Here is a 23,462-nt window from a genome sequence, read left to right as displayed (position 1 = left end):
TCTCACCTTTGATCAGCGAATCTCAGGACAGCCTCCATTATAAGGATGAGGGATGCCACAAGGACTATGAGGACCCAGTCCATGGCGGTGAGGGGCACGGTCCTGAAGATTCCCTCAAGGGGTCCCAGGTAAACGACAAGGAGCTGGAGGATGAGGGATGCCGCAACAGCGACGATAAGGGTCCTGTTTGACAGTCCGGTCCTTGATTTGCAGTTGAACACGTTGAATATCTGGAACATTACGAATACCGTGAATGCAACGGTCATGGCCCTGGCTGTCCCTGCACCAGTGGACAACATGTAACCGTAGAGTCCGAGTGTACCCGCGGCCATAACAGCACCTGCAAGGATTATCCTCAGGAGGTTCCTTCCAGGGAGTATGTCCTCGCGTTCAGGCTTCCTTAACATTATATCTGCTTCAGGGGGTTCAACACCCAGGGACTGTGCAGGGGGACCATCCATTATTATGTTTATCCAGAGTATCTGTATGGGGTTGAAGGGGACCGGTATGTTGACGAGGGAGGCGGATACTATTGTGAGTATGGCCCCAACGTTTGTTGAGAGCTGGAATTTAACGAAGCGCCTTATGTTGTCGAATATGGTCCGCCCCTCCCTGACAGCCCGGACTATGGTTGCGAAGTTATCATCCTGGAGGACCATGTCAGATGACTCCCTGGCCACATCGGTGCCGCTCCCCATGGCAACACCTATCGCCGCCTTTTTGAGTGCCGGGGCGTCGTTCACACCGTCACCCGTCATTGCAACAACATGTCCCCTGCCCTGAAGGGCCTCAACTATCCGGACCTTCTGTTCAGGGAAGACCCTTGCATAGACCTTCACATCCTCCACAACATCCATGAATTCCCGGTCATCCATCCCGTCAAGTTCCCTGCCGGTAAGGGCCAGGCCGTTCTCCATGAGGCCCAGTTCCCTCGCTATTGCCACTGCAGTGTCCTTATGGTCACCTGTTATCATAACAACCTTTATACCGGCCTTCTTACAGGTTTCTATGGCCTCAGCAGCCTCCTTCCTTGGGGGGTCCATCATGCCGATAAGGCCCACGAATACAAGGTTCCTTTCATCCTCTTCATCATCAGGGAGCCTCCTGTATGCAAGGGCAAGGACCCTCAGGGCCTTTGAGGTCATCTCATCAAGCCTTGAGAGCCATTCTTTCACTTCTTTATCCTCAAGGGGCCTTACAGCACCTTCCTCGTCGATGTAGCTGCACCTTTCAAGCACGATCTCAGGGGCGCCCTTGACAAGGAGGTAGCGCCCATCTTCGAACCGGTTTACGGTACTCATACGCTTCCTTGTACTGTCCAGGGGGATTTCCATGAGCCTGGGATAGTTCTTCTCAAGTTCCTCCCTCCTGTAACCGTGTTCCTCTGCGAACATGAGTATCGCTGCATCTGTAGGGTCCCCTATGGCCCTTTCACCTGATATGGTGGCGTTGTTGCAGAGGGCGCATATAAGGAGACCCATCTCCTCTGAGGTGATCTCTGATTCCCTCACGGTCATCCGGTTGTGGGTGAGTGTACCTGTCTTGTCAGTGCAGATCACAGAACAGGAGCCAAGGGTCTCAACTGCAAGGAGCCTTCTTACAATGGCGTTGCTCCTTGCCATGCGCTGCATGCCCAGTGCAAGGGTGAGGGTCAGTATTGCAGGGAGGCCCTCGGGTACGGATGCAACGGCCAGTGAAACCGCTGTCATGAAGGTCTCCACCAGGGGGATTCCCTTCAGGAATTGAAGACCGAAGACAAGGGCACAGACGACCACAGCTATTAATCCAAGGTTTTTCCCGAGGGATGCTATCTTCTCCTGGAGGGGTGTTCTACCTTCCTCTTCCTGTATCATCTCGGCAATCCTACCGATGGATGTATCCATACCCACAGCGATGACGGCACCCTTTCCCCGCCCGGATACAACGTTGGAGTCCATGAAGGCAAGTACATCCCTCTCGTCTTCAGGGTTTTCACAGGTCTTCTGGACGGGTATGGATTCACCTGTAAGTGCTGACTCATCTATCCTGAGGTCATAGGCCTCTATGAGCCTCAGGTCTGCAGGCACATTGTCCCCTTCCTCTATGACAACAATGTCACCGATGGTCAGTTCAGAGGAGGGTATCCTTGCGGGTTTACCATCCCTTATGACAACAGCCTCGGTTGATACGAGGCCCTTCAATTTTTCCATTGCCTTCTCGGCACGGTATTCCTGTATAAACCCTACAGTGGCGTTAACAACCACAACGAACAGTATGACTGCAGAGTCAAGCACATCACCCACAAGGTATGATGCCACGGCAGCCAGAATAAGCAGTATTATAAGTATATCCATGAACTGGGTCAGGAACAGCTTCAGTGGTCCGGCCTTTTTCTCCTCAACCAGTTCATTCCTACCATACCTTTCAAGTCTTTTACTGGCTTCCAGGGAGCTTAAACCATCCTCTGATGTTTCAAGTTCCCTCAGAACGTCCTTTATACTCATCTTAGCCCATTTCATTTTGAACACTTGAATGTGTTTTTTTCTGGAAAACTGATAAGCAGAATTATTCTGCGTTTAGCATCATGAATATTATCAATTATATGTATTATATCTTGGGTGGATACTGGGTTCATCATGGCTTATTTAGTGCCGCCGAGGAAGTTCCAAGATAGACCGAAGAATATTTCAGGGGTTTCATCATGGCTTATTTGCACCCGGCTGATGAGCCCGGGGATTTTCAGGGAGCGGTTTGTACTCATAGAAGAATGTTCTCTGAAAGTTCACAAGCTTCATCCTTTTAGGGGTGACTATATCCTCCCCTGTAAGTGGTTTAATTATCAGGCGGGCCCCTGCAGCATCGGCAACCCTCATGAGGGGGGCGTGAAGTTCAGCCGGCGGCCTTATGGAGTATATGAGGCTCGCCCCCCTGTAAATGTCCATCCTCGGGGATGTTACATCATCTTCAATGATGCCCCCATGGGAAGGTTTAATATCTGTTAGTATCAAATCAATTTTTGAATGTTTCCGGATATGCTCTGAAACATCAAGGAACCTTCCGGCACCAACCTCAACAACCCGGGCGCCGGGTTCGCAGCTTCTGATTATGTAGATTGCAAGGTCTTTCCACATGGTACCAACGGAGATACAGATGATAATAAGAGAATTCAAGCCCCAGGACCTTAAAAGGGTCCTTGAGATCGAGAAGGCATCCTTCAGGGATCCGTACCCCGCCAACCTCCTTAGGGACATCTACAACCTTGGAGCAGGCTTTCTGGTTGCTCAGGAGGACGGTAAGGTAGTGGGATTCATAATCTTCTGGATCCGCTTTGAGGATGAAGGTCATATTATTTCACTTGCAGTGGATAAAGATTACCGTCGCCGGGGTGTTGGAAGGGAACTGGTGAGGATGACCATAAGTATATTTGAAAAGTTTCACATTAAAAATATTAAGCTGGAGGTAAGGGCAGAGAACAGGGTAGCCATAAGTTTCTACAGGTCCCTTGGATTCAGGGAGGAGAAGATTATAAGGGACTACTATGAGGATGGGGAGGATGCGGTGGTAATGACAATGGATATATCTGAACCAGGAGTTAAGAGGAGGTCTGCAGGCGCAGATCAGTTACGATCATCATTAAACCAGGAAGAATCATGATTATGGTGGTGAAATGTTTAAAGAAGCAAAACTCGCCTTGGAAGATGGCACTATACTTAGAGGAGAAGCCTTCGGATTCGAAACAGTCACAACAGGGGAAGTTGTTTTCGCAACAGGCATGACGGGCTACGTGGAGTCGCTCACGGATCCATCATACAAGGGCCAGATACTCATGCCAACCTATCCCCTTCAAGGTAATTATGGTGTATCAGAGGAATGGTACCAGTCAGACGGTATAAAGGCCGAGGGCCTTATCGTAAGGGAGGAATGCAGAGCACCCTCACATGAACTCTCCCAGAAGACCCTCTCAGAGTTCCTGGAGGAGTACAGGATCCCAGGGATCTCAGGGATAGATACAAGGGCGCTCACAATAAAAATCAGGGACAAGGGGGCAATGAAGGGGGCCCTGGCCACTGAAGAAATAGATGATGAGGAGCTCCTTGAACTTGCGGTTAACCAGCCGGACATAACAGAGATTGACCTTGTGGATAAGGTCTGTGTGAAGGAACCCGTGTTCATGAATGAGGATGCAGGAAGGAGGGTGGTTATAGTTGACTGCGGTATAAAGAGGAACAGTATAAACGCCCTCCTCAGGAGGGATGTGGGTGTTGTCATCGTACCCTACACCATGGAACCCGAAGAGATCATGGACCACGACCCCGACGCCCTCCTGATTTCAAGCGGACCAGGGGACCCAACAAGGGTCAGGGAGGCAATAGAGGCTGTTAAAAGACTATCCAGCCGCCTCCCGGTATTCGGGATCTGCCTTGGACAGCAGATAATCTCCCTGGCCTTCGGAGCAAGGATTTACAAGATGAAATTCGGGCACCGGGGAGTGAACCAGCCTGTCAAGGACCTCAGGACAGGTGAGGTTTCAATAACCTCCCAGAACCATGGCTTCACGGTTGACCCATCATCGGTTGAGGGCACCGATATTGAGATAACCCAGATGAACCTCAACGATAAAACACCCGAGGCCATAGAGCACAGGGAACTGCCCGTGTTCAGTGTCCAGTATCACCCTGAAGCAGGGCCGGGGCCTCATGATACAGACAGCATCTTTGACAGATTCGTGAATGTGATGAAGGAATACTGACCTTAAGTGGGGATAAAATGCCGCGGGATGAAAGCATCAACAAGGTACTTATCATAGGATCAGGCCCTATACAGATAGGGCAGGCAGCAGAATTTGACTACTCAGGTTCTCAGGCATGCAAGTCTCTCAGGGAGGAGGGAATAGAGACGGTACTCGTTAACTCAAACCCTGCCACAATCCAGACCGATATGGATATGGCTGACAGGGTCTACATTGAACCCCTCACACCTGAGATCGTTGCAAAGATAATTGAAAGGGAAAAACCCGACGCCATACTCCCGACCATGGGGGGCCAGACAGGCCTCAACGTTGCAACGGGACTTGCAGAGATAGGGGCCCTTGAGGGTGTAAGGGTTATAGGTTCATCCATTGAAACAATAAGGAACGTTGAGGACCGTGACCTCTTCGACAGCTTCATGAAGAAACTGGACGAACCAGTACCCGCAGCAAGGGCTGTTAATTCAGTTGAAGAGGCCTTTGAGGCGGTTGAGGAGATAGGATACCCTGTCATCGTGAGGCCCGCCTTCACCCTGGGAGGTACAGGCGGGGGGGTTGCCCATAACCGTGAAGAACTCGTTGAGATAGCAACAAGGGGCCTGGAGATGAGCTTCATCAACCAGGTCCTCATAGACCAGTCCGTCCTTGGCTGGAAGGAGTTCGAATACGAGGTTATGAGGGACCGCAACGACACCTGCATAATAGTCTGTAACATGGAGAACATCGACCCCATGGGTATACATACAGGGGAAAGCATCGTGGTTGCACCGGCCCAGACCCTAAGCGATGAGGACAACCAGCGGCTCAGGGATGCGACCATAAAGATCATAAGGGCCCTGGGTATTGAGGGGGGCTGCAACATACAGTTCGCTGTCCACCCGGAGACCGGCGAATACAAGGTTATAGAGGTTAACCCGAGGGTCAGCAGGAGCAGTGCCCTGGCATCAAAGGCAACAGGGTACCCGATAGCAAAGATAGCCGCCAAGATAGCGGTGGGAATGACCCTTGATGAGATACAGAATGATATAACAAAGGAAACCCCAGCATCATTCGAACCCACAATTGATTATATCGTGACAAAGATACCCCGCTGGCCCTTTGACAAGTTCAAGGGGATAAGCAGGGAGATAGGGGTTCAGATGAAGTCAACAGGGGAGGTCATGGCCATAGGCAGGACCCTTGAGGAGTCCCTTAACAAGGCCATAAGGTCCCTTGATGTGGGTGCTGATGGCTTCGTCAGGGTGCCCTACACCATGGATGACCTTAAAACACCAACTGACCTCAGGCTCTTCCAGATCTACACCGCCCTCAGGGACGGGATGAGTGTTGATGAGATACACGAGGTAACCAGCATCGACAGGTTCTTCCTCGAGAAGATAAGGAACATCGCAGAATTCGAATCCGGCCTTAACAGGGAATCCATCACAGATCCAAGGGTCCTGCTGAAGGCAAAGAGGCTCGGTTTTTCAGATTCAAACCTTGCACGCATCACAGGGATGGATGAGTCTGAAATAAGGTCCCTGAGACTCAAAAATAATATAAAACCCGTTTATAAGATGGTGGACACGTGCGCTGCAGAGTTCGAGGCCAGAACACCCTACTACTACGGATGCTATGACCTTGAGGATGAGGTGGAGGTTTCAGACAGGAAGAAGGTCATTATAATAGGTTCCGGACCCATAAGGATAGGTCAGGGGATAGAATTCGACTACTGCTGTGTCCACGCCGCAATGGCCCTGAGGGATGATGGCTATGAGGCCATAATGGTTAACAACAACCCGGAGACAGTGAGTACCGATTATGATATATCCGCCAAGCTTTACTTCGAGCCCCTGACACTTGAAGACGTCATGGCCATCATAGAGAAGGAGAAACCTGAAGGCGTTGTTGTCCAGTTCGGCGGCCAGACATCCATCAACCTGGCGGTGCCGCTTGCAGGGGAGGGTGTGAGGATACTTGGAACCCCCCATGAGAGCATAGACAGGGTTGAGGACCGTGAAAGGTTCACAAAGGTCCTTGATAAGCTCGGCATACCCCAGGCCCCCTATGGAATCGCAAAGTCCTTTGAAGACGCCAGGGAGGTGGCTGAGCGCATAGGTTACCCTGTCCTGGTGAGGCCCTCCTATGTACTTGGCGGAAGGGCCATGGAGATAGTTTACGATGAGGGTGAACTTGAGGAGTACATGAAGGAGGCTGTGAGGGTTTCCCCGGAGCACCCCATACTAGTGGACAAGTTCCTTGAGGATGCCATAGAGGTTGATGTTGATGCCCTTGCAGATGGCAGGGACGTCTACATTGGGGGTATAATGGAGCACATAGAGGAGGCGGGCGTCCATTCAGGTGACTCGGCATGCGTAATACCGCCCCAGACAATCCCTGAGGATATAATTGAAACCATAAAGGACTACACAAGGAGGCTGGCCCTTGAACTGGATGTGGTGGGCCTTATAAACATCCAGTATGCCGTTAAACCTGGCTCTGACCCGTCGGTTTACATACTGGAGGCCAACCCCAGGGCAAGCCGTACGGTTCCCTTTGTGAGCAAGGCAACCGGTGTGCCCCTTGCAAAGATGGCCGCAAGGCTCATGATGGGTTCAACCCTCAGGGAACTTGGACTTACAGGTGAAGGCACGGTGGAACACGTTGCAGTCAAGGAATCTGTTTTCCCGTTCATAAAGCTCCCGGGCGTCGACTCCGTCCTGGGCCCTGAGATGAAATCCACGGGTGAGAGCATGGGGATAGATGAGAACTTCGGGATAGCCTACTACAAGTCCCAGCTCTCAGCAGGCATGGACCTCCTTACAGAGGGCAAGGTGTTCATCAGTGTTAGGGACCAGGATAAAGATAAGATCGAGGATATTGTAAGGAAGGCCCATGAGCTTGGCTTTAAGATCATGGCCACCAGGGGCACTGCAAGGGCAGTTGAGGGTGTTGCCGATATTGAGGTCGTGAGGAAGGTCAGCCAGGGGTCACCCAACATAAGGGACGCCATACTCAGGGGTGAGGTTGGCCTCATAATCAACACACCATCAGGTAAACAGTCAGCCGATGACGGTTACCTGATAAGGAGGATGGCCGTTGAACTTGGAATACCCTACGTAACGACACTTGCAGGTGCAAGGGCGGCCTTAAACGCAATTGAGGCTGTTCGCCTTGGAAGGATAACGGTCAAATCCCTTGGGGAATACCATGGTAGCTGATGGACCCATCTAACAGGCAGGAAGGCCATATATATTTTTACTTTTTTTTAACTTTACAGAAACTGTGATGTGCTACACAAACTCCCCATGAAAACTTAATATAATGTGACATTATATGGGTGATCGGTGAAGCATATACGATATGGAAAAATAGTCCTCGCAGTATTCATACTCTCTTCTATAATCACATTACCACTGGCAGAGGCCCACATACTTATAATAGCCAATAGTCGTTCAGACATGGGCGAAGCTTACGATGAGGCCAGGAAGGTTGCAACAACCCTTAAAAATAAGGGATACCAGGTACTTGAACTTTATAATGGCAGTGCAACCGTAAAGAATATACTCAAGGGCATGTACGGTGCTGATGCCGTGATATACGCGGGGCACGGCGGTTACATGAAGGGAAACTATGATGATAATGGAGGAGATGCAAGCCCACCCTTCTCCCTTGTGGCATCAGACGGCTACATATGGGGAGACGGTGAGATGATGCGAGTCGGGAACACATCATTCTATGCCCCATTCAAGGATGGCATACCTGTGATACTGCTCCATGCATGCTTCTCAACGGGATGGGTTGATGAATACGAGGTTAAAAATCCAGTAGAGACAATATACCACTTCTCAAGGATGTTCATGGGTTCAGGAGCCAACTATTATGCGACTGCATGGGACGGCGCAGAGATAATCTACGACTTCCTCAATGGAGCAGCAAACTTCCAGGAGGCCAACCAGAGGAACTGGGAGGTTATCAATAACAGCTCAGTCTACAATGGAACAAGGGTATGGCGCAATGAACATGGATACGCTGCATTTGTAGGTGACTGGAACGGTACATTTCCGAGGGCAAACCAGACCACAAGCTATGATGATGCGGCTGCAGAGGAATGGTACGCCACAAAGACAAGGCCGAACTTCACCGATAACCGGCCACCGGTATGTGACTTCACATACGCCTACTCAGGTTCAACAAGTATCAGGACATTAACATTCCAGTCAGCAGCATACGACCCGGACAGCGACGATATCACACTTAAATGGAAGTTCGGTGACGGCTCAACAGCCACAGGATCCACGGTAACGCACACCTATGCAAGGGAGGGCTACTACACGGTAACCCTTACAGTAACAGACAGCAAAGGAGTCATATCAGGTAAAAGGAAGACGGTTAAGGTCGGATATCCCAGGCCGGACCTTGTAGTCACCGGTGTCAGGAAATCAGGAAGCACGCTCTACATCACAGTAAGGAATCAGGGAACAGACACGGCAAGGAACTTCTACACCCGTGTATGGTACGGTAAATACTCCACAAGGAACTATAAACAGTTATACACGGGAACACTCACCCCTGGGGCCAGCGTAACACTTAAGACATACTACGGATACCGGCGGGGCACGGTTAAGGTGGACTACTTTAACAGGGTCCCTGAGAAGTCAGAGACAAACAACATAAGGACCTTCTAATAATCCTTTTTTTTATTAATTTCTTAATCAGTTTCTGTTTTTTCCGCACCCATCATATACTGGAAACTGTTAATAGAGCCCCCAACATATAGGTCATCATGCTTGTCATTGAGAACGGCACCATCCTGAGGGGCCCCCACCTGAAACCCGAAAGGGGCAACATGGTAATAGAGGATGGTGTAATAAAGGAAATAACATCTGAAAGGATCCCCTGCAGGGACAGAATAGATGCATCGGGCCTTATAGTGGCACCTGCACTTGTGAATTCCCACGTACACCTTGGTGATACGGTTGCAATGGACGAAGGGGATGGAAGACCACTCGATGAGATAGTAAGACCCCCTGATGGCATCAAACACAGGATACTGGAGTCAAGCACACCCGATGAACTTGAGGGGGCCATGGGGTCCTCAGTGGACTTCATGATGGACCATGGCACATCCGCCTTCGTGGACTACAGGGAAGGCGGCATCGGGGGTGTTGAGGCCATAAGGCGGGCCACGGACCCCAGTCCAGTGAAGGGGCTCATACTCGGCAGGGACCCTGTAATCTTTGATGAAGATGCATCACCCGAGGAGGTGAGGAGGAGGGTCCGGAGGATCTTGTGGGTTGCCGATGGAATAGCGCCAAGCGGGATGGGTGAGATCACCGATGAGACGGCAATGATAATCACTGAAGAATGCAGGAGAAGGGGTAAAATAGCATCCATACACGTGGCGGAACACAGGAAATCCCAGATACGCTCCCTTGAAGAGACAGGGATGACCGAGGTTGAAAGGGCCCTCAGGGCAGGCTTCAGACTCCTCGTCCACCTCACACACCCAATGAGGGATGACCTTGAACTTGTCAGGTCCAGCGGGGCAGACGTTGTGATATGCCCCCGGTCCAACGGTGCACTGGCGGCAGGGATCCCCCCTGTAAAGAGGATGCATGAGATGGGTATAAACCTCCTCCTAGGCACGGATAACGTAATGTTCACCTCACCCGACCTCTTCAGGGAGATGGAGTACACCCTGAGGGTTACAAGGGGCATCACCGGCGAGTACTTCCCGCCGGTGGAGGTCCTCAGGATGGCCACTTCAAATGCGCGCAAACTGACAGGGACAGGGTGCCTGGAGGAGGGCTTCCAGGCAGACATAATGGTCACCGAGAAACCATCAGCTAACCCCTATCTCTCCCTCATCAACAGGACTGAATCGAAAAATATAATATATTTAATAATAAAAGGTAAATTAGTTAAGAGGTGAGTTCTATGTACAGTAAAATCCTGCTCCCAACCGATGGCTCAAAACATGCCAACAAAGCCGCGGAACATGCGATATGGATTGCCAGAAAAAGCGGAGCTGAAATAATTGCTTTAACAGTCATGGAGACATCATCACTGGTGAGTCTCCCGGCAGACGACCTTATAGTACGCCTTAAGGAAATGCTTGAGGAGGAAGCCTCCAGATCCCTTGAAGCCGTTAAGAAACTTGTGGAGAAATCAGGAGCAGGTGTGAAGATAACCCTGAGGACAGATGAGGGTTCACCCGCAGACGCCATACTCAGGACCATAGAGAAGGAAGAGGTGGACCTTGTTGTTATGGGGACATCAGGCAAACACGGACTTGACAGGTTCCTCCTTGGAAGCGTGGCTGAGAAGGTTGTAAGGTCTGCAGGGTGCCCTGTTCTCGTTGTTCACTAAAAACTTTTTTTATGGATCATCACCGGTGTTGATCATGCTTGTAAAGGAGATAATGTCAGAGAAAATACACTATGTAACCGTTCCAGGGAACCGTTCAACAGCCCTTGAACTGATGAGGAAGGAGAACATATCAGGACTTCCAGTTGTTAAGAAGGGCACGGAGGAACTTGTGGGTATAATAACAAGGACGGACCTTGTTGAGAATCCTGATGAGGAGCAGATAGCCCTCATAATGACAAGGAACCCCATAACGGTATCCCCTGATGATGACGTCAGGGTAGCTGCCAGGAGGATGCTTGAGAACAACATCCGCAGGGTCCTGGTGGTTGATGGATCTAAACTGGTGGGTATTGTCACAAGCTACGACCTTGTTGCCGGTGCCATAGCAGAGATGGATATATCTGACCCTGTTGAGGATTACATGACACGGAACATTCCAACGACATGGGACAGGACACCCCTCAGCGTGGCCTTTGAGATAATGAGGTACTTCAGGTTAAAGGTCCTCCTGACCCTTAACAGTCAGGGTAAACTCTCAGGGGTCCTTACAGAGACGGACTTCATAAATGAGAGTGAAGTAGTCTCGGAAAGCACCGTCCACAACACCTCAGTGGGTACCGAGGGCGACCGCTGGTCATGGGACAGCAAGAACGTCCTCTACGTTATAAAGAATCAGCTCAGGTTCCCTGATAAGGAGGTCAGGGAGGTTGCAACCACAGATATTGTCACGGCAACCACATCAACAACGGTAACCTCCTGCGCAGAGAAGATGAAGAGGAGGAACATTGAACAGATACCGATCATAGACTATGAGGGTGACCTCGTGGGCCTTGCAAGGGCCAGTGACCTTATAAAAGCCCTGATTGATGGAAATGACTGACCAGCGGGTACACCTCAAGGCATCAGGGGACCTCCTCACGGTGGCTGCCAGGAACCAGGGTGAGGTCTCCATAAATGAAATACACCTGAAGCCTCTACTGGCCTACGCATGGTGGAACAACCTTCCTGTTATTGAAACGGTGCTGGATGTGGTTGAATCCACACTTAAGAAGACGGTGTATGATGTGATGCCACATGATGAACTCCTCATTGAATACACCCTGAGGACGAATGACATCCCTGATGATTCAAATGAGGTTGAGATAATCTTCAATGGGGTAAGCGCTGATGGAGTGCCCTTTGAGGTCTCAGGCGACCTCCTTCTTATGGGCGAGGATTCAAGGGGTTTTCTAAAGAGGATAACGGCATTCAGAAGAAGGACTGATGAGAATATAATCAGGGTTATCTGAGGATTTTCTTTTTTGTTTTCGTCGGTTTATTGTCTGTGGTCTGAGGATTTTCTTGCATGTGTCATCAGTTTTCTCTGCAGATCATGATTAAGTAACGGGACTGCTGTCATCAAGTCTTCTTATTATATGCGGCAGGACTTTAAGGAGGACGTCCTCTGCATCTTCCCTGTCCTTAACATTCCTTGAGACTATCTTACCGTTCCTGAAGATGGTCACGTTCCTGCCGTCAAGGTTAAGCATGATGACCCCCATCTTCTCTGAACACCTCGGCTTCATGGATTCGAGGCTGCTGCAGGTTTCCTTCACATCAATCGGGTAGGGGAGTTTAACCTCAAACATTATCCTTGAATCCGCCTCACGGCATGGCCTGTAGAGGACAAGCTCCTCCTCCCCCTTACTGTAACCTGAAAGGTCCAGCAGAACCCTTTCAAATCCGATTGCCCTGAGTTCACCCTCAATGTGCCTGAGGATGTTCTTATTCAGGAGGCCTTCAGGGTCCTCTACCTGGATGACCGCACTGTTCCCGTCATGGCGCACCCTCACGGCCCCGGCATCTGAGATGCTCCCTATAAGACTCTCAGCATATGAAACCCTGTTTATCTTCTCGGGGGTTATCTCCTCACCTGTATTTATCCTCGTTGCAAGGCATGTCGTGTTCTCCGAGTAATCAAGCCCCCTCAGTTTAAGGTACTCCAGGACGTCGCTCCTCTTCATCCCTGCATTTAGAAGGGGGCTTTCTATTCCAAGCAGGTGGTTCACAAGAACCCCGGGCCGGTCCTCGAACATGTCACTTACGGTTGTCCCGTCCACAACAACATCCAGGCCCATGGCATGCGCTTCACTCATTATGGAACTGTATATGATGTTTTTACAGACAAAGCACCTTTTCGCACTGTTTTCACGGAATTCCCGGTTATCAAGGAGGTTAAGTTCTATGATTTTATGGGGGACCCCTATCCTGGCTGCGATTTCTGAGGCCCTTTCAGTAAAGCCCCGGGGCATGACACCGGTATCAACGGTGAATGCAACCACCTCCTCTGCGACTCCCGCTGCAATATCAAGGAGCGCCGTGCTGTCGGCTCCCCCTGAAAATCCAACGGCAACACGCCTCCCCCTAAGGGATTCTTTAACCCTTCCAATCTTTTCATCAAGTTCCATGGACATCACATTACTTAGGTTATGGCAGGAGAAATCTTTCCATGCAGCTCATGAGAACCTGTTCGTGTAACCATCACGGTTAACCTCTTAGGAGTTTCCTGATGTAACCTATAACTTCAAGGGCGTCCTCCCTTTTGATATCGACACCCTCCCCTTTAATGAACTCGGAGAGCGCATCCTTCTTCCCTTCCTCCATCTCAGAATCATTCAGCACCCTCCTGTAGTTCCTGAGGGGATAGAAGAGGTTCTTCGCAGTGGTAATCAGTCTTTTGTAACCCTCTCTGGATATCAGACCCTTCCTGAGGGCACGTCTGAAGTTGTAATCCATGCTCACAAGGGAATCAGATAGTGGCTCAAGGGTTTCGGGGTCAAAGGCAACCGCAACATCATCATCTGATTCAATCTCCCCTGAAAGGTATGCCCTGAATACGCGCCCCACCCCTATCATTCCAAGTTCACTCAGCTCAGAGGCCCTGAGGGCACCCATACTCGCACCGCCAACAACCGTAACACCACTCTGCAGGGCCTCAATGATCTCCCTGTGCCCCACAGCAGGGCTCTGATGGAAAACACCGTCTATAATTCCAATTATATCCGGAGAATCAGAAAGAGCATCTGTAACATCACCCCTCCTCACAGGGGGCCTGTAGTCGGCCCTGAGGATCTCTGATGCCTCGGCATGGGAAAGTGAGGGGCCTGTGAAGATGATTATCCTTCTCTTCATGAGGGATCAGCCCTCCTTTTTCAGGTTTAATCATTAACTCTTCTAGTAAGTTGAACATGACCTATGATGCGCGTGATGATCCATTAGGGCCCATAAAGGTGTGTGTGGGTTTTGTTCTCTGAGTCCTTCGCTTGTGATGATCCGCGTAAATTGATCGTGGCTGTGGAGTGTGGCCCTGTTCAATGGGCCTCTCCTGGTGGTGATAATGGAGGCTTCATAGAGCCGACCTTAACCGGGGACCGGCACGTTCAGGGTCAACAGAGAACACCTCAAGGCCGGGTACTATTACACGAACCACTGGAACACCCACATCCCTTGTAAGGTCCGTAAAGAGGACGTCCCTGAGCCCCACCCTTCTGAGCCTTTCAAGGGTCACCTCAAGGTCCCTTCTGAAGGATCTTGTTGAGAGGTCCTCCATATCACAGATTCCGATGGTTTCATCGGCCTCCCTGAACCAGTGCCGGTTAAGGCGTTTCATGCGCTCATACCCTGCCCTCCTCATGAAAACGGCCCTTACGGTGTCCTCACGGGTCCCGTGTATCTGGGTGGCCCTGCTCTGGGCGACCTCTGTAAGGGCCCTTATAACGGCAACCTCAGGGTCAAGGTGCGTCCCGACACCCATTGTGAGGAGCGCCGGGTCCCTTAGTTTAACATCATCTGCAACTGCAGCCACGGTGGCAATACATGTATCTGATGTAAGGTCCAGGAGGGTTACCTCTATCTCCGCCCTCTCAAATCTTTCAAGAAGCCCGGCTATGATGTCATTATCGGTCCCTGAACAGTCAATTTCTATCTTAGGCCCCCTTCTGGCTTCAAAGATGCTCCATGCGTCCCTCTCAATCACTTCCATCAGTCCATGAAAAACAGCCTCCTCGGTGAAGTTCCCTGAGGCAAGACCATTGGTGTTTGACCTGAAAAGACCGATCCCATCCACTGGCGGGTTGTAGGGGTGGAAGACAGCATTTGCGGGTACAAGGACCCTCTCCATTGTTTCAATGTTTTCAGCTTCAATCCATTCAATTTCATGGTCAGGGGCACTGCCCCCTGGGAGTATGAGTGAAGATGGGTCTATGCAGTTTTCAGCCTCATCCTGATGGGCGAGGATGGTCCTATCCCCTTTTTTTCTCTCTGCAGAGTACCTTTCAAAGGCCTCCATTATGGCAGATGCCCTTGCCTGGTTTCTTGTGGCACCCTTACCCGCGTATATGCTAACCGCCCCCTCCTCTGCAGTGGGCCTTATTGCAGAGAATACCGGTATACCAACCCTGTCAAGGTGGGTTATCTCGGTTATCCTCGTGACGCCTATTGCCGGTAGTTTATCCTTAAACTCCTGCACGGTCTCGGCGGGTTTAAGGGCACGGTGCGTGCATCCAACATATTTAACAGGAATATCCCTGAACATCCTATCACTCTGGGTCATGCTAAGATTGTATCCAGCTCCATTCTAGAACATGCTGTTAAATGTGAGCGTAAATGCGGCTGCAGCTGCAGCGAGCCATATGAGGGGGTTCCACCTGAAGACCTTTGCACCGTCAAGGACCGCGATGGGTATCAGGTTGAATAATGCCAGGAAACTGTTAACAGCATAGCCGAGCATCGCCACATAGCCAAGGGGGCCGGGGAGTACCGATGATGCCATAAGGAATATGATTGCGAGGGCTATGTTTGTCAGGGGCCCTGCAATTGATATCTTACCGTTAACATCCCTCTCAATGTAGTTCCCATGTATGTAGACGGCACCGGGGGCTGCGAATACAAATCCGAAGTAGGCTGTTACAACTGCAAGTATAAGTCCCTCAACCCACAGTCTGTACTCGGCCCAGAACCCGTAATGTATAGCCGTCAGCTTGTGGGCGATTTCATGGAGGACGAATCCAAGCCCCACGGTTAAGACGGTTACAGGTAACAGGATTACCGTGGCCTGGATATTCCTCCCTGAGAAAACATAGGCAAATACTCCGGCAATCACAATCATGGAAACCAGGATGTCCCTGAGTTCCCCTCTGCTGAATCTGACCATACTCTTATATAACCCAGCCCTCCACTTATAATGGTTTCTACCGGTGATGTTTCATGGGAGTTTTTTGTTCATGGCCTTTTGGTGTGCGGTGCTGCAACCGGAATCATGCCGACTTCATGGGGTTTCCTATGGCTCCATATCCATCCGGTTCCTGTAAACCGGACCCCTGAATTTTATCCTGAAGTAGCCGCCGCCTTCACCCGAGACCTTAAGGGTCCCATCAAGCTGATCTGTTAAAATTTCAACGAGCTTGAATCCCAGGGAGTCACTGTTTCTGAGGCCTTCCTCCCTGAAACCGGTACCGTTGTCCACCACTTCAAGGACATAATACAGGTCCTCCCGGGTGAATCTGACGGTGATAAGACCACCATCCATACCCTTGAAGGCATGTTTCAGGGAATTAGTTATGAGTTCGCTAAGTATAAGGCCAAGGGGGATGGCGGTTTCAAGGTTAAGGTTTATCTTATCGATTTCAAGTGAAAATTCAATGTTCTTATCGGTTGAATAGGACTTCCTGAGGTTCCGGATAAGTTCAGAGGCATATGAACTGAAGTCTATTGCACTGAAGTCTCCTGACCTGTAGAGCTGCTCATGTATGAGTGCCATTGACCTTATTCTGTTCTGACTCTCGCCAAGAAGCGCCCTGCATGTCCGGTCATGCATGTTATGTGCCTGGAGGCTCAGGAGGCTTGATATTATCTGGAGGTTGTTCTTGACCCTGTGGTGCACCTCGCTGAGTAGGATTTCCTTTTCCCTGAGGGACCTTCTGAGCTTTTTCTCCATTTCAAGCCTCTCGGTTATGTCTCTGGCAACAAGGACAGCGTATCTCTCGCCCCTGAAGTCCACCATATCCATTCCTATTTCAACCGGGATTTCCTCACCGTTTCTTTTTCTGAGAGCCCCATCGAGTTTCAGTTTTTTATCTTCACCCTGGAGGATCCTTGAGAATTCACTGTGAAACCCTTCGGGTAGAAGATCATGGATGGTGTGTCCGGGGAGGTCCTTTCTTGAGTACCCCAACCTCTCACAGGCTGAACGGTTTGCATCTGCAAGTTCACCTGTGGGGGTTTTAACAAGGAATATGGCGTCGTCTGTACAGTCAAGGAGCTTCCTGAATCTTTCAAGTTCTGCAAGGGACTCCTGAAGTCGGGGGTAATAACTCTTCCTTATTGACTTCTCACCGAAGCCTATTATCCTCCTCCGGAGTTCTTCCCAGTCCTTTCCAGGCATCAATACACACCATTTATAGTGAACTACCCCGTTCTCGCGGACGGGACTTTTTAGTGACAATGTTAAAGGGCCCTTCTGAATATCTCCTCAACATCTTCCACCCTGGGCTTCATGGGATTTGTGACAATGCAGGGGTCATTCATTGAGGTTTCTGCAAGTTCAGGGATCTCATCGGGTGTCACACCAAGATCAGAGAGGGTCTTGCCGATCCCGATGTCCTCCCTGAATTTACGTATGTAGCCTGTGAGTTCATCCCTTGATGCGCTTTCGAGGCCGAGGGCCCCTGCGATTTTTGAGTACTTCTCCTTGGCAGCAGGAAAGTTGAAGTCCATCACATGTTCAAGGAGGAGTGCGTTGGCCTCCCCATGGGCAATGTCGAGTTTACCTCCAAGGCTGTGAGCCATGGCATGAAGCAGTCCGAGGCTGGCATTTGAAAACGCGAGGCCCGCCTCGAGGCTTGCAAGCATCATGGATTCACGGACATCAAGGTTTTTGGGTTCAGACACCGCGACGGGCAAGCACCTGTTTATGATCCCTATGGAGTCAAGGGCGTTCAGGTCTGTTATATGGAAGCTTGCATTGGATACGTAGGCCTCCACTGCATGGGCGAGGGCATCCATTCCAGTTGCAGCGGTCAGCTCCCTGTCCATGGTCACCGTTGTCTCGGGGTCTATGAGGGCGGCGTCAGGGACCATTGTCTTGCTTATTATGGCCATCTTGACACTTCTCTCTGTATCCATTATGATTGCAAACTGGGATACATCGGCACCGGTACCTGCAGTTGTTGGTATACATATCACCGGTGCTGATGGGACAGGGATCATATCAACACCCTCAAACTCCCTTACATGCATACCGTTGGATGCAACCGCACCTATCGCCTTTGCACAGTCAATGGGGCTCCCTCCTCCAAGGGCAACGATGATGTCACATTCCTCTGCCTCAAAGACCTCGGCGCCCTTCATAACCTCATGGTCCCTGGGGTTCGGTGTGACCTCATGATAAACAGAGTATTCAAGACCCTCATCATCCATACTGGATTTCAGGTCATCAAGAAGCCCGGTATCCATTATGCCGGGGTCTGTTACTATGAAAACATGTTCGCCTCCAAGATTTGAGGCGTATCTTCCTGCAAGGAACCTTGCCCCGTTCCTGAAGACGAATTCGCTTGTCACGAACTTTCTAAGTTCCATGGTTAACACCAGCTGGAGGCGACCACTGAAGGGCATCCCTATACGTATAATACTCTCTTGATGATATAAACAACTAACGGTAATATACATTAGTGTACTCCTGATGATATAAACCTTGACTGCTGGTGTTTAGAATGAGCTTCTGTGAATACTGTGGTATTGATGGCTACTATGGCCGTGAAATCCTCAGGACAGGGCACTGGATAATATACCTTGCCCCGAGTCAGAGGTACCTTGGGACATGTGTCCTTGCACTGAAGAGAAAGTGCAGGGACCTCTCGGAACTCGACAGGGCCGAATGGAATGATTTCTCATCAGCCCTGAGGATGCTTGAAGCTGCATTAAGGATGCTTTTCAGTCCGGACCTCTTTAACTGGAGCTGCTTTAAGAATTCGGCCTTCAGGGACCCGGAACCTGACCCTGAAGTACACTGGCATTTCATACCACGCTACAGCAGACCGGTGCATTTTGCAGGTGAATGTTTCACTGACCCTGACTTTGGCCACATACCACTTCCCATTGTAGGGCGCGTGAGTGAGGCTGTGATGGATAAACTTGAAAGCGCACTGAAGGATGCTCTTAGAGGGTAAACCAGGTTTATAGTGATCAGGTTAGAGTAGATTTGAGGTCTACAATAACCTCAATGGCCTCTAGGACCTTTATACCTTAATCAGGGCGGTAGATCCAGCAGGCATTCAACCGGGTCATATCCCTGGTATTTAGAGGTGATACCTTGAACAGGATTGAAATGGCACTGAATAAATCCACCGAAGGTGGTAAACACATCATAACAAAAAGGGAGAACATTTACTACCTGACGGGTTTCATGCCCTCATCACTATCCATCCTGATCCTGGAGGATGAACCATTCCTCCTTGTAAATGAGATGGACCGCGAGGCCGCCACTGAAAACTCAACCGTTGAGGTGAGGACCTTCAGTAGGATGGGTGACCTGAGGGAGGTTCTTGCTGACACAGAGGATCTGGTTGTGGAGCCATCAATGACGGTTGGGCTCATGAAGAGCCTTGGCATAGGGTCATTTGAAGTGGATGACGTTGTATCGGAGCTCAGGATGATAAAGGACAGGGATGAGATAGGGAATATCAGGAGGGCGCTTCAGATTGCCGAGGAGGCCCTGAAGGAACTTGAAATTGAGGGTTCAGAATCATCCATTGCAGCGAAACTCGAGTACCTGATGAGGCTTGAAGGGTCAGAGGGGGCGTCCTTCGATACTGTTGTGACTTCAGGGGCGAGGTCAAGCATACCACATGCCACTCCGACGGGTGAACCAGCAGGGTCACCGTTACTCCTAGACTGGGGTGCTGTTTACAAGGGCTACCATTCAGACACAACAAGGACGGCTGCATGGACTGAAAGGGAACAGGAAATACTTGAAATAGTGGTTGAGGCCAAAAAGGAGGGTTTAAGGACAATAAAGGATGGTGTCAGGGCATGTGAAGTTGACAGGGCCGTAAGGAGTGTTATGGAGGATTACGGTTACCTGGAGAACTTTATACATTCAACTGGTCATGGAGTTGGTCTCGAGGTCCATGAAAAACCATCACTGGCTCCCGGGGATAAAACGGTTATCAGGAAGGGCATGGTAGTTACGGTGGAACCCGGCATATACCTTCCCGGTGAATTCGGGGTTAGGATGGAGGACATGGTTGTGGTTGGAAATGGTGCTGAGGTCATAAACAGGCTGCCAGACTATAACTGGATTTGAGCGTTTCCTGTCCGCAATCTTCCTTATCTTGCACGGATCATCACATTACAGGTGCTTCTGTATTAATCTTCCTTGCTGTGCGGACATCACCATATAAATAATAGGGTGAACAGAACATTAAACTGAAACATGGAGAAATGGTGGAAAGATGGCTGTATTACCCAGCGCGTTAAAACCGGTAAGTGATGCCTTTGAGAGTATAATCCCTGACAAGTTCCTTATAAGCGTGCAGGAGATACTTATAAGGACGGGGCTCTATGTTAAGGCATCTGATGTTATAACACTGGCTTTTCTTGGTGGGGTGTTATTTGCAATTCTTGGATCCGTTGCAGCGGCTGTCCTTGGCTTAAATGTAATCCTGGCAGTTTTAATTGGTTTCTTCACACCATCTATCCTTCTTGGGGCATACATATTTATAATGATGGAGCGACGTATTGATGCCATTGAACAGGGCACACCCGACTTTTTAAGGCAGATAGCATCCCTCCTTAGGGCAGGTGTGGGCCTTGAAACAGCCCTTGAGGACGTATCAAAGCAGGGGGAGGGACCCCTCTATGATGAACTCAAGAGGGCTGTTATTGAGATAAAGATTGGAAGAACCTTTGATGATGCCATACTCTCAATGAGTGAACGTCTGAAATCAAAAAACCTTGACAGGACCTTCAGGATGATCCTTGAGGGCAGGAGGGCAGGAGGAAGTCTTTCAGATGTCATCGAGACGGTTGCAGAGGACCTGAGGGCTGTGCTGGCCCTTAAAAGGGAGAGGAAGGCTAATGTGATGATGTCAGTAATGTTTCTGGTTGTTGCCGCCATAATCGCAGCTCCCTTTGCCCTCGGGATGATAATGGTGTATTCAGGGTTCATGGAGTCCATAGGGCAGCCGAACCCCATGCTTGGGGCAGCTAAAACCGCTGCAGCAGGTTATATTATAATACATTCAATCATCGCAGGACTCCTTATAGGAATAATAATGTACGGGAGTGCAAGGAAGGGTGTCAAGTTCTCCATCCCCTTGGCAATAGTTGCCTACGGGATATTCTATGTCCTTGGAAACTTTGGAATGACACTCGTGAGCAGTATGGCACCATGAGATCATTTTGATTAATTAAGGAGGATTTTTTATGGATTTAAGGGGTGATGAATCAGGACAGAGTTCAGTTGAACTCATACTCCTCTTTGGAGGGGTCATAGTTGTTGTAACCTTTGCAGTGGTATGGTACCGTAACTATGTTACAGGTGCGGAGAATGCAATGACCTCCGATGTTAAGAATGTCACCAACTCCATCAGTAGCCTTAAAAACAAGTTTTAGGTGATGCGACTTGGATATGATAATCAACGGGGAGATGGTATCCGGCAGCGATACGTTCAGTGTCACCAACCCCTTTGATGAGAGCACCGTCGACAGGGTCCCTCTTGCAGGCAGGGCTGAGGCTGAAAGCGCCATTATGGCGGCACACAGTGCCAGAGATTCAATGAGGAGCCTGTCGGCACGTAAAATATCTGATAAACTATATGATGTTGCCGATGAATTGAAGGCTCAGATGGATCCCCTTGCAGAGATGATAACCCTTGAATCAGGAAAACCAATACGCTTCTCAAGGGATGAGGTCCGAAGATCGGTTGAAACTGCTATTCTATGTGCTGAGGAGGCCAGAAGACTCTACGGTGAATCCATACCCATGGATGCGGGTATAGGTGGAGGGGGCCTCTATGGTTTCACGGTGAGGCTCCCCCTGGGTGTGGTGGCAGCCATAACACCCTTCAATTATCCCCTTAACCTTGCAATCCACAAGGTGGGACCGGCACTTGCGGCGGGAAACACCGCCGTACTTAAACCTTCTCTTGAGGCACCCCTCTCTGCAATGAGACTCGTTGAGATAATGAATGAACACTTACCCCCTGGAGCTGTTAATGTTATAACAGGGAGGGCCTCTGAGATTGGGGATGTTATAATTGACAGTCCCCTTGTGGATAAGATCAGCTTCACGGGCAGCGTTGAGGTGGGGCGCTACATATCAAGGAGGGCTTCTATGAAGAAGGTCACCCTTGAACTTGGAGGCAACGACCCCCTTATTGTTATGGATGATACCGATGTTGACCTTGCGGTTGAGTCTGCAGTCAGGGGTTCATATCTCTATTCGGGTCAGGTCTGTATAGCCGTGAAGAGGCTCATTGTCCACAGGGACGTGGCAGATGAATTTGCTGATAAACTTGTGAAGAAGACCAGGAGTCTGAGGGAGGGGGACCCCATGGATCCAGAGACGGATATAGGTCCCCTAATAAATGAAGAGGCTGCCATTGGTGTTGAGAAAGCAGTACTTGATGCAGCAGATTCAGGGGCTGAAATCCTCTGCGGCGGGAAGCGGAGGGGTAACTTTGTTGAACCCACGGTACTTGACCATGTGAATCCATCAATGGACTTGGTTTCCAGTGAAACCTTTGGACCGGTATCACCCATAATAAGGGTTGCTGATGCTGATGAGGCCATCAGGATAGCCAACGGCACATGCTACGCCCTCCAGGCAGGGGTATTCACTGATAATATAAGAACCGCCCTGAGGTTCGCCTCTGAAATCGAGGCGGGAACTGTTCTTATTAACAAGCAGTCGACGTTCAGGGTTGATCACATGCCCTTCGGGGGATTCAAATGCAGCGGTATGGGTAAGGAGGGCGTTAAATATGCTGTGAGGGACATGACCCGCACCAAACTCATAGTCCTCAATACCCGGTGATGGGCCCGGGAGCTGATACTTCACTTTCACCACATTTACTTAGGAGGAAGCTGCATCGGAGATTCATTTCTGGAGCTTCAGCGCATCAGGATTTTTAAGGATTTTTAGATTCTATTCTCTTATCGTTTTCGATGTTCCATCACCCAGTCATTATCCTCAGAAATCTGAAGGCAGATCATGGGCTCTTATTTTACTTGTTTAAACCTTTATTTTTTCTAAAATTCTCTGGACTCTACACACACTAATTACTCGAGCACACTGAAATTTTTATATTACTAGTATAAAACCAAAATATTCGATTTTTATCTAATT

Annotated in this window: 20 protein-coding genes and 1 pseudogene; 13 read left to right on the top strand and 8 right to left on the bottom strand. The window is 49.9% G+C overall.

Going from position 1 to position 23,462, the window contains the following annotated elements:
- Window positions 1-2: 2 nt before the first annotated feature.
- Entirely contained in the window at window positions 3-2,498 is a 2,496-nt protein-coding gene (locus N5910_RS07005; RefSeq protein WP_074359292.1) for a calcium-translocating P-type ATPase, PMCA-type, read from the bottom strand.
- 180 nt (window positions 2,499-2,678) lie between these two features.
- Window positions 2,679-3,110: a UPF0146 family protein gene (locus N5910_RS07000; protein WP_074359291.1), complete on the bottom strand. Its 432-nt coding sequence runs from the start codon at window positions 3,108-3,110 to the stop codon at window positions 2,679-2,681.
- 19 nt (window positions 3,111-3,129) lie between these two features.
- Between N5910_RS07000 and rimI the strand changes: the two genes are divergently transcribed.
- The 8 genes from rimI to N5910_RS06960 all read left to right on the top strand — a co-directional run bounded on the left by rimI (window position 3,130) and on the right by N5910_RS06960 (window position 12,366).
- Window positions 3,130-3,633 (top strand): ribosomal protein S18-alanine N-acetyltransferase, encoded by a 504-nt coding sequence (gene rimI / locus N5910_RS06995; RefSeq protein WP_084531363.1) that lies wholly within the window; start codon window positions 3,130-3,132, stop codon window positions 3,631-3,633.
- A 13-nt stretch (window positions 3,634-3,646) separates the two neighbouring features.
- Complete coding sequence (gene carA, locus N5910_RS06990; protein WP_074359290.1) at window positions 3,647-4,729, top strand: glutamine-hydrolyzing carbamoyl-phosphate synthase small subunit; 1,083 nt, start codon at window positions 3,647-3,649, stop codon at window positions 4,727-4,729.
- 17 nt (window positions 4,730-4,746) lie between these two features.
- Window positions 4,747-7,926, top strand: coding sequence for a carbamoyl-phosphate synthase large subunit (gene carB, locus N5910_RS06985; protein WP_074359289.1), 3,180 nt, complete (start codon window positions 4,747-4,749; stop codon window positions 7,924-7,926).
- 126 nt (window positions 7,927-8,052) lie between these two features.
- Window positions 8,053-9,393, top strand: a complete 1,341-nt coding sequence (locus N5910_RS06980) for a PKD domain-containing protein (protein WP_261599470.1) — start codon at window positions 8,053-8,055, stop codon at window positions 9,391-9,393.
- Window positions 9,394-9,491: 98 nt separating this feature from the next.
- Window positions 9,492-10,640 carry an amidohydrolase family protein gene (locus N5910_RS06975; RefSeq protein WP_074359288.1) on the top strand — a complete coding sequence of 383 codons (1,149 nt, stop codon included), beginning with the start codon at window positions 9,492-9,494 and terminating at the stop codon, window positions 10,638-10,640.
- Between the two features lie 5 nt (window positions 10,641-10,645).
- Entirely contained in the window at window positions 10,646-11,077 is a 432-nt protein-coding gene (locus N5910_RS06970) for a universal stress protein (RefSeq protein WP_074359287.1), read from the top strand.
- 34 nt (window positions 11,078-11,111) lie between these two features.
- Window positions 11,112-11,957 carry a CBS domain-containing protein gene (locus tag N5910_RS06965; protein WP_074359286.1) on the top strand — a complete coding sequence of 282 codons (846 nt, stop codon included), beginning with the start codon at window positions 11,112-11,114 and terminating at the stop codon, window positions 11,955-11,957.
- Entirely contained in the window at window positions 11,950-12,366 is a 417-nt protein-coding gene (locus tag N5910_RS06960) for a hypothetical protein (RefSeq protein ID WP_261599469.1), read from the top strand. Before N5910_RS06965 ends, N5910_RS06960 begins: the two co-directional genes overlap by 8 nt.
- Before the next feature lie 87 nt (window positions 12,367-12,453).
- On the opposite strand, the gene larE is transcribed toward N5910_RS06960, so the two are convergent.
- The 6 genes from larE to ercA form a co-directional block, all read right to left on the bottom strand.
- Window positions 12,454-13,524, bottom strand: a complete 1,071-nt coding sequence (gene larE, locus N5910_RS06955; protein WP_261599468.1) for an ATP-dependent sacrificial sulfur transferase LarE — start codon at window positions 13,522-13,524, stop codon at window positions 12,454-12,456.
- A gap of 79 nt (window positions 13,525-13,603) precedes the next feature.
- Complete coding sequence (locus N5910_RS06950) at window positions 13,604-14,248, bottom strand: TfuA-related McrA-glycine thioamidation protein (RefSeq protein WP_261599467.1); 645 nt, start codon at window positions 14,246-14,248, stop codon at window positions 13,604-13,606.
- A gap of 214 nt (window positions 14,249-14,462) precedes the next feature.
- Complete coding sequence (locus tag N5910_RS06945) at window positions 14,463-15,650, bottom strand: YcaO-related McrA-glycine thioamidation protein (protein WP_261599466.1); 1,188 nt, start codon at window positions 15,648-15,650, stop codon at window positions 14,463-14,465.
- 42 nt (window positions 15,651-15,692) lie between these two features.
- The gene (locus tag N5910_RS06940; RefSeq protein WP_074359283.1) at window positions 15,693-16,268 is read right to left on the bottom strand and encodes a site-2 protease family protein; all 576 of its coding nucleotides are present in this window, start codon (window positions 16,266-16,268) and stop codon (window positions 15,693-15,695) included.
- A 126-nt stretch (window positions 16,269-16,394) separates the two neighbouring features.
- On the bottom strand, window positions 16,395-17,498 hold the full coding sequence (locus N5910_RS06935) for a sensor histidine kinase (RefSeq protein WP_074359282.1): 1,104 nt from the start codon (window positions 17,496-17,498) through the stop codon (window positions 16,395-16,397).
- Between the two features lie 62 nt (window positions 17,499-17,560).
- Complete coding sequence (gene ercA / locus N5910_RS06930; protein ID WP_261599465.1) at window positions 17,561-18,691, bottom strand: alcohol dehydrogenase-like regulatory protein ErcA; 1,131 nt, start codon at window positions 18,689-18,691, stop codon at window positions 17,561-17,563.
- Between the two features lie 134 nt (window positions 18,692-18,825).
- Here ercA and N5910_RS06925 point away from each other — a divergent pair, with 134 nt between their 5' ends.
- The 5 genes and pseudogenes from N5910_RS06925 to N5910_RS06905 all read left to right on the top strand — a co-directional run bounded on the left by N5910_RS06925 (window position 18,826) and on the right by N5910_RS06905 (window position 23,150).
- Window positions 18,826-19,281 carry an HIT family protein gene (locus N5910_RS06925; RefSeq protein WP_261599464.1) on the top strand — a complete coding sequence of 152 codons (456 nt, stop codon included), beginning with the start codon at window positions 18,826-18,828 and terminating at the stop codon, window positions 19,279-19,281.
- Between the two features lie 158 nt (window positions 19,282-19,439).
- Window positions 19,440-20,309: pseudogene (locus N5910_RS06920) on the top strand (M24 family metallopeptidase); the annotation flags it as partial.
- A gap of 256 nt (window positions 20,310-20,565) precedes the next feature.
- A complete protein-coding gene (locus N5910_RS06915) occupies window positions 20,566-21,507 on the top strand; it encodes a type II secretion system F family protein (RefSeq protein ID WP_074359280.1) in 942 nt (313 codons plus the stop codon).
- 31 nt (window positions 21,508-21,538) lie between these two features.
- Entirely contained in the window at window positions 21,539-21,727 is a 189-nt protein-coding gene (locus N5910_RS06910) for a class III signal peptide-containing protein (protein ID WP_074359279.1), read from the top strand.
- Window positions 21,728-21,737: 10 nt separating this feature from the next.
- Window positions 21,738-23,150 (top strand): lactaldehyde dehydrogenase, encoded by a 1,413-nt coding sequence (locus N5910_RS06905; RefSeq protein ID WP_074359278.1) that lies wholly within the window; start codon window positions 21,738-21,740, stop codon window positions 23,148-23,150.
- The last annotated feature ends 312 nt before the right edge of the window (window positions 23,151-23,462 follow it).

It is taken from the genome of Methanothermobacter wolfeii (assembly GCF_025397995.1).
GTDB classification, from domain to species: domain Archaea; phylum Methanobacteriota; class Methanobacteria; order Methanobacteriales; family Methanothermobacteraceae; genus Methanothermobacter; species Methanothermobacter wolfei.
This window is presented reverse-complemented; position numbering and strand designations above follow the sequence as displayed.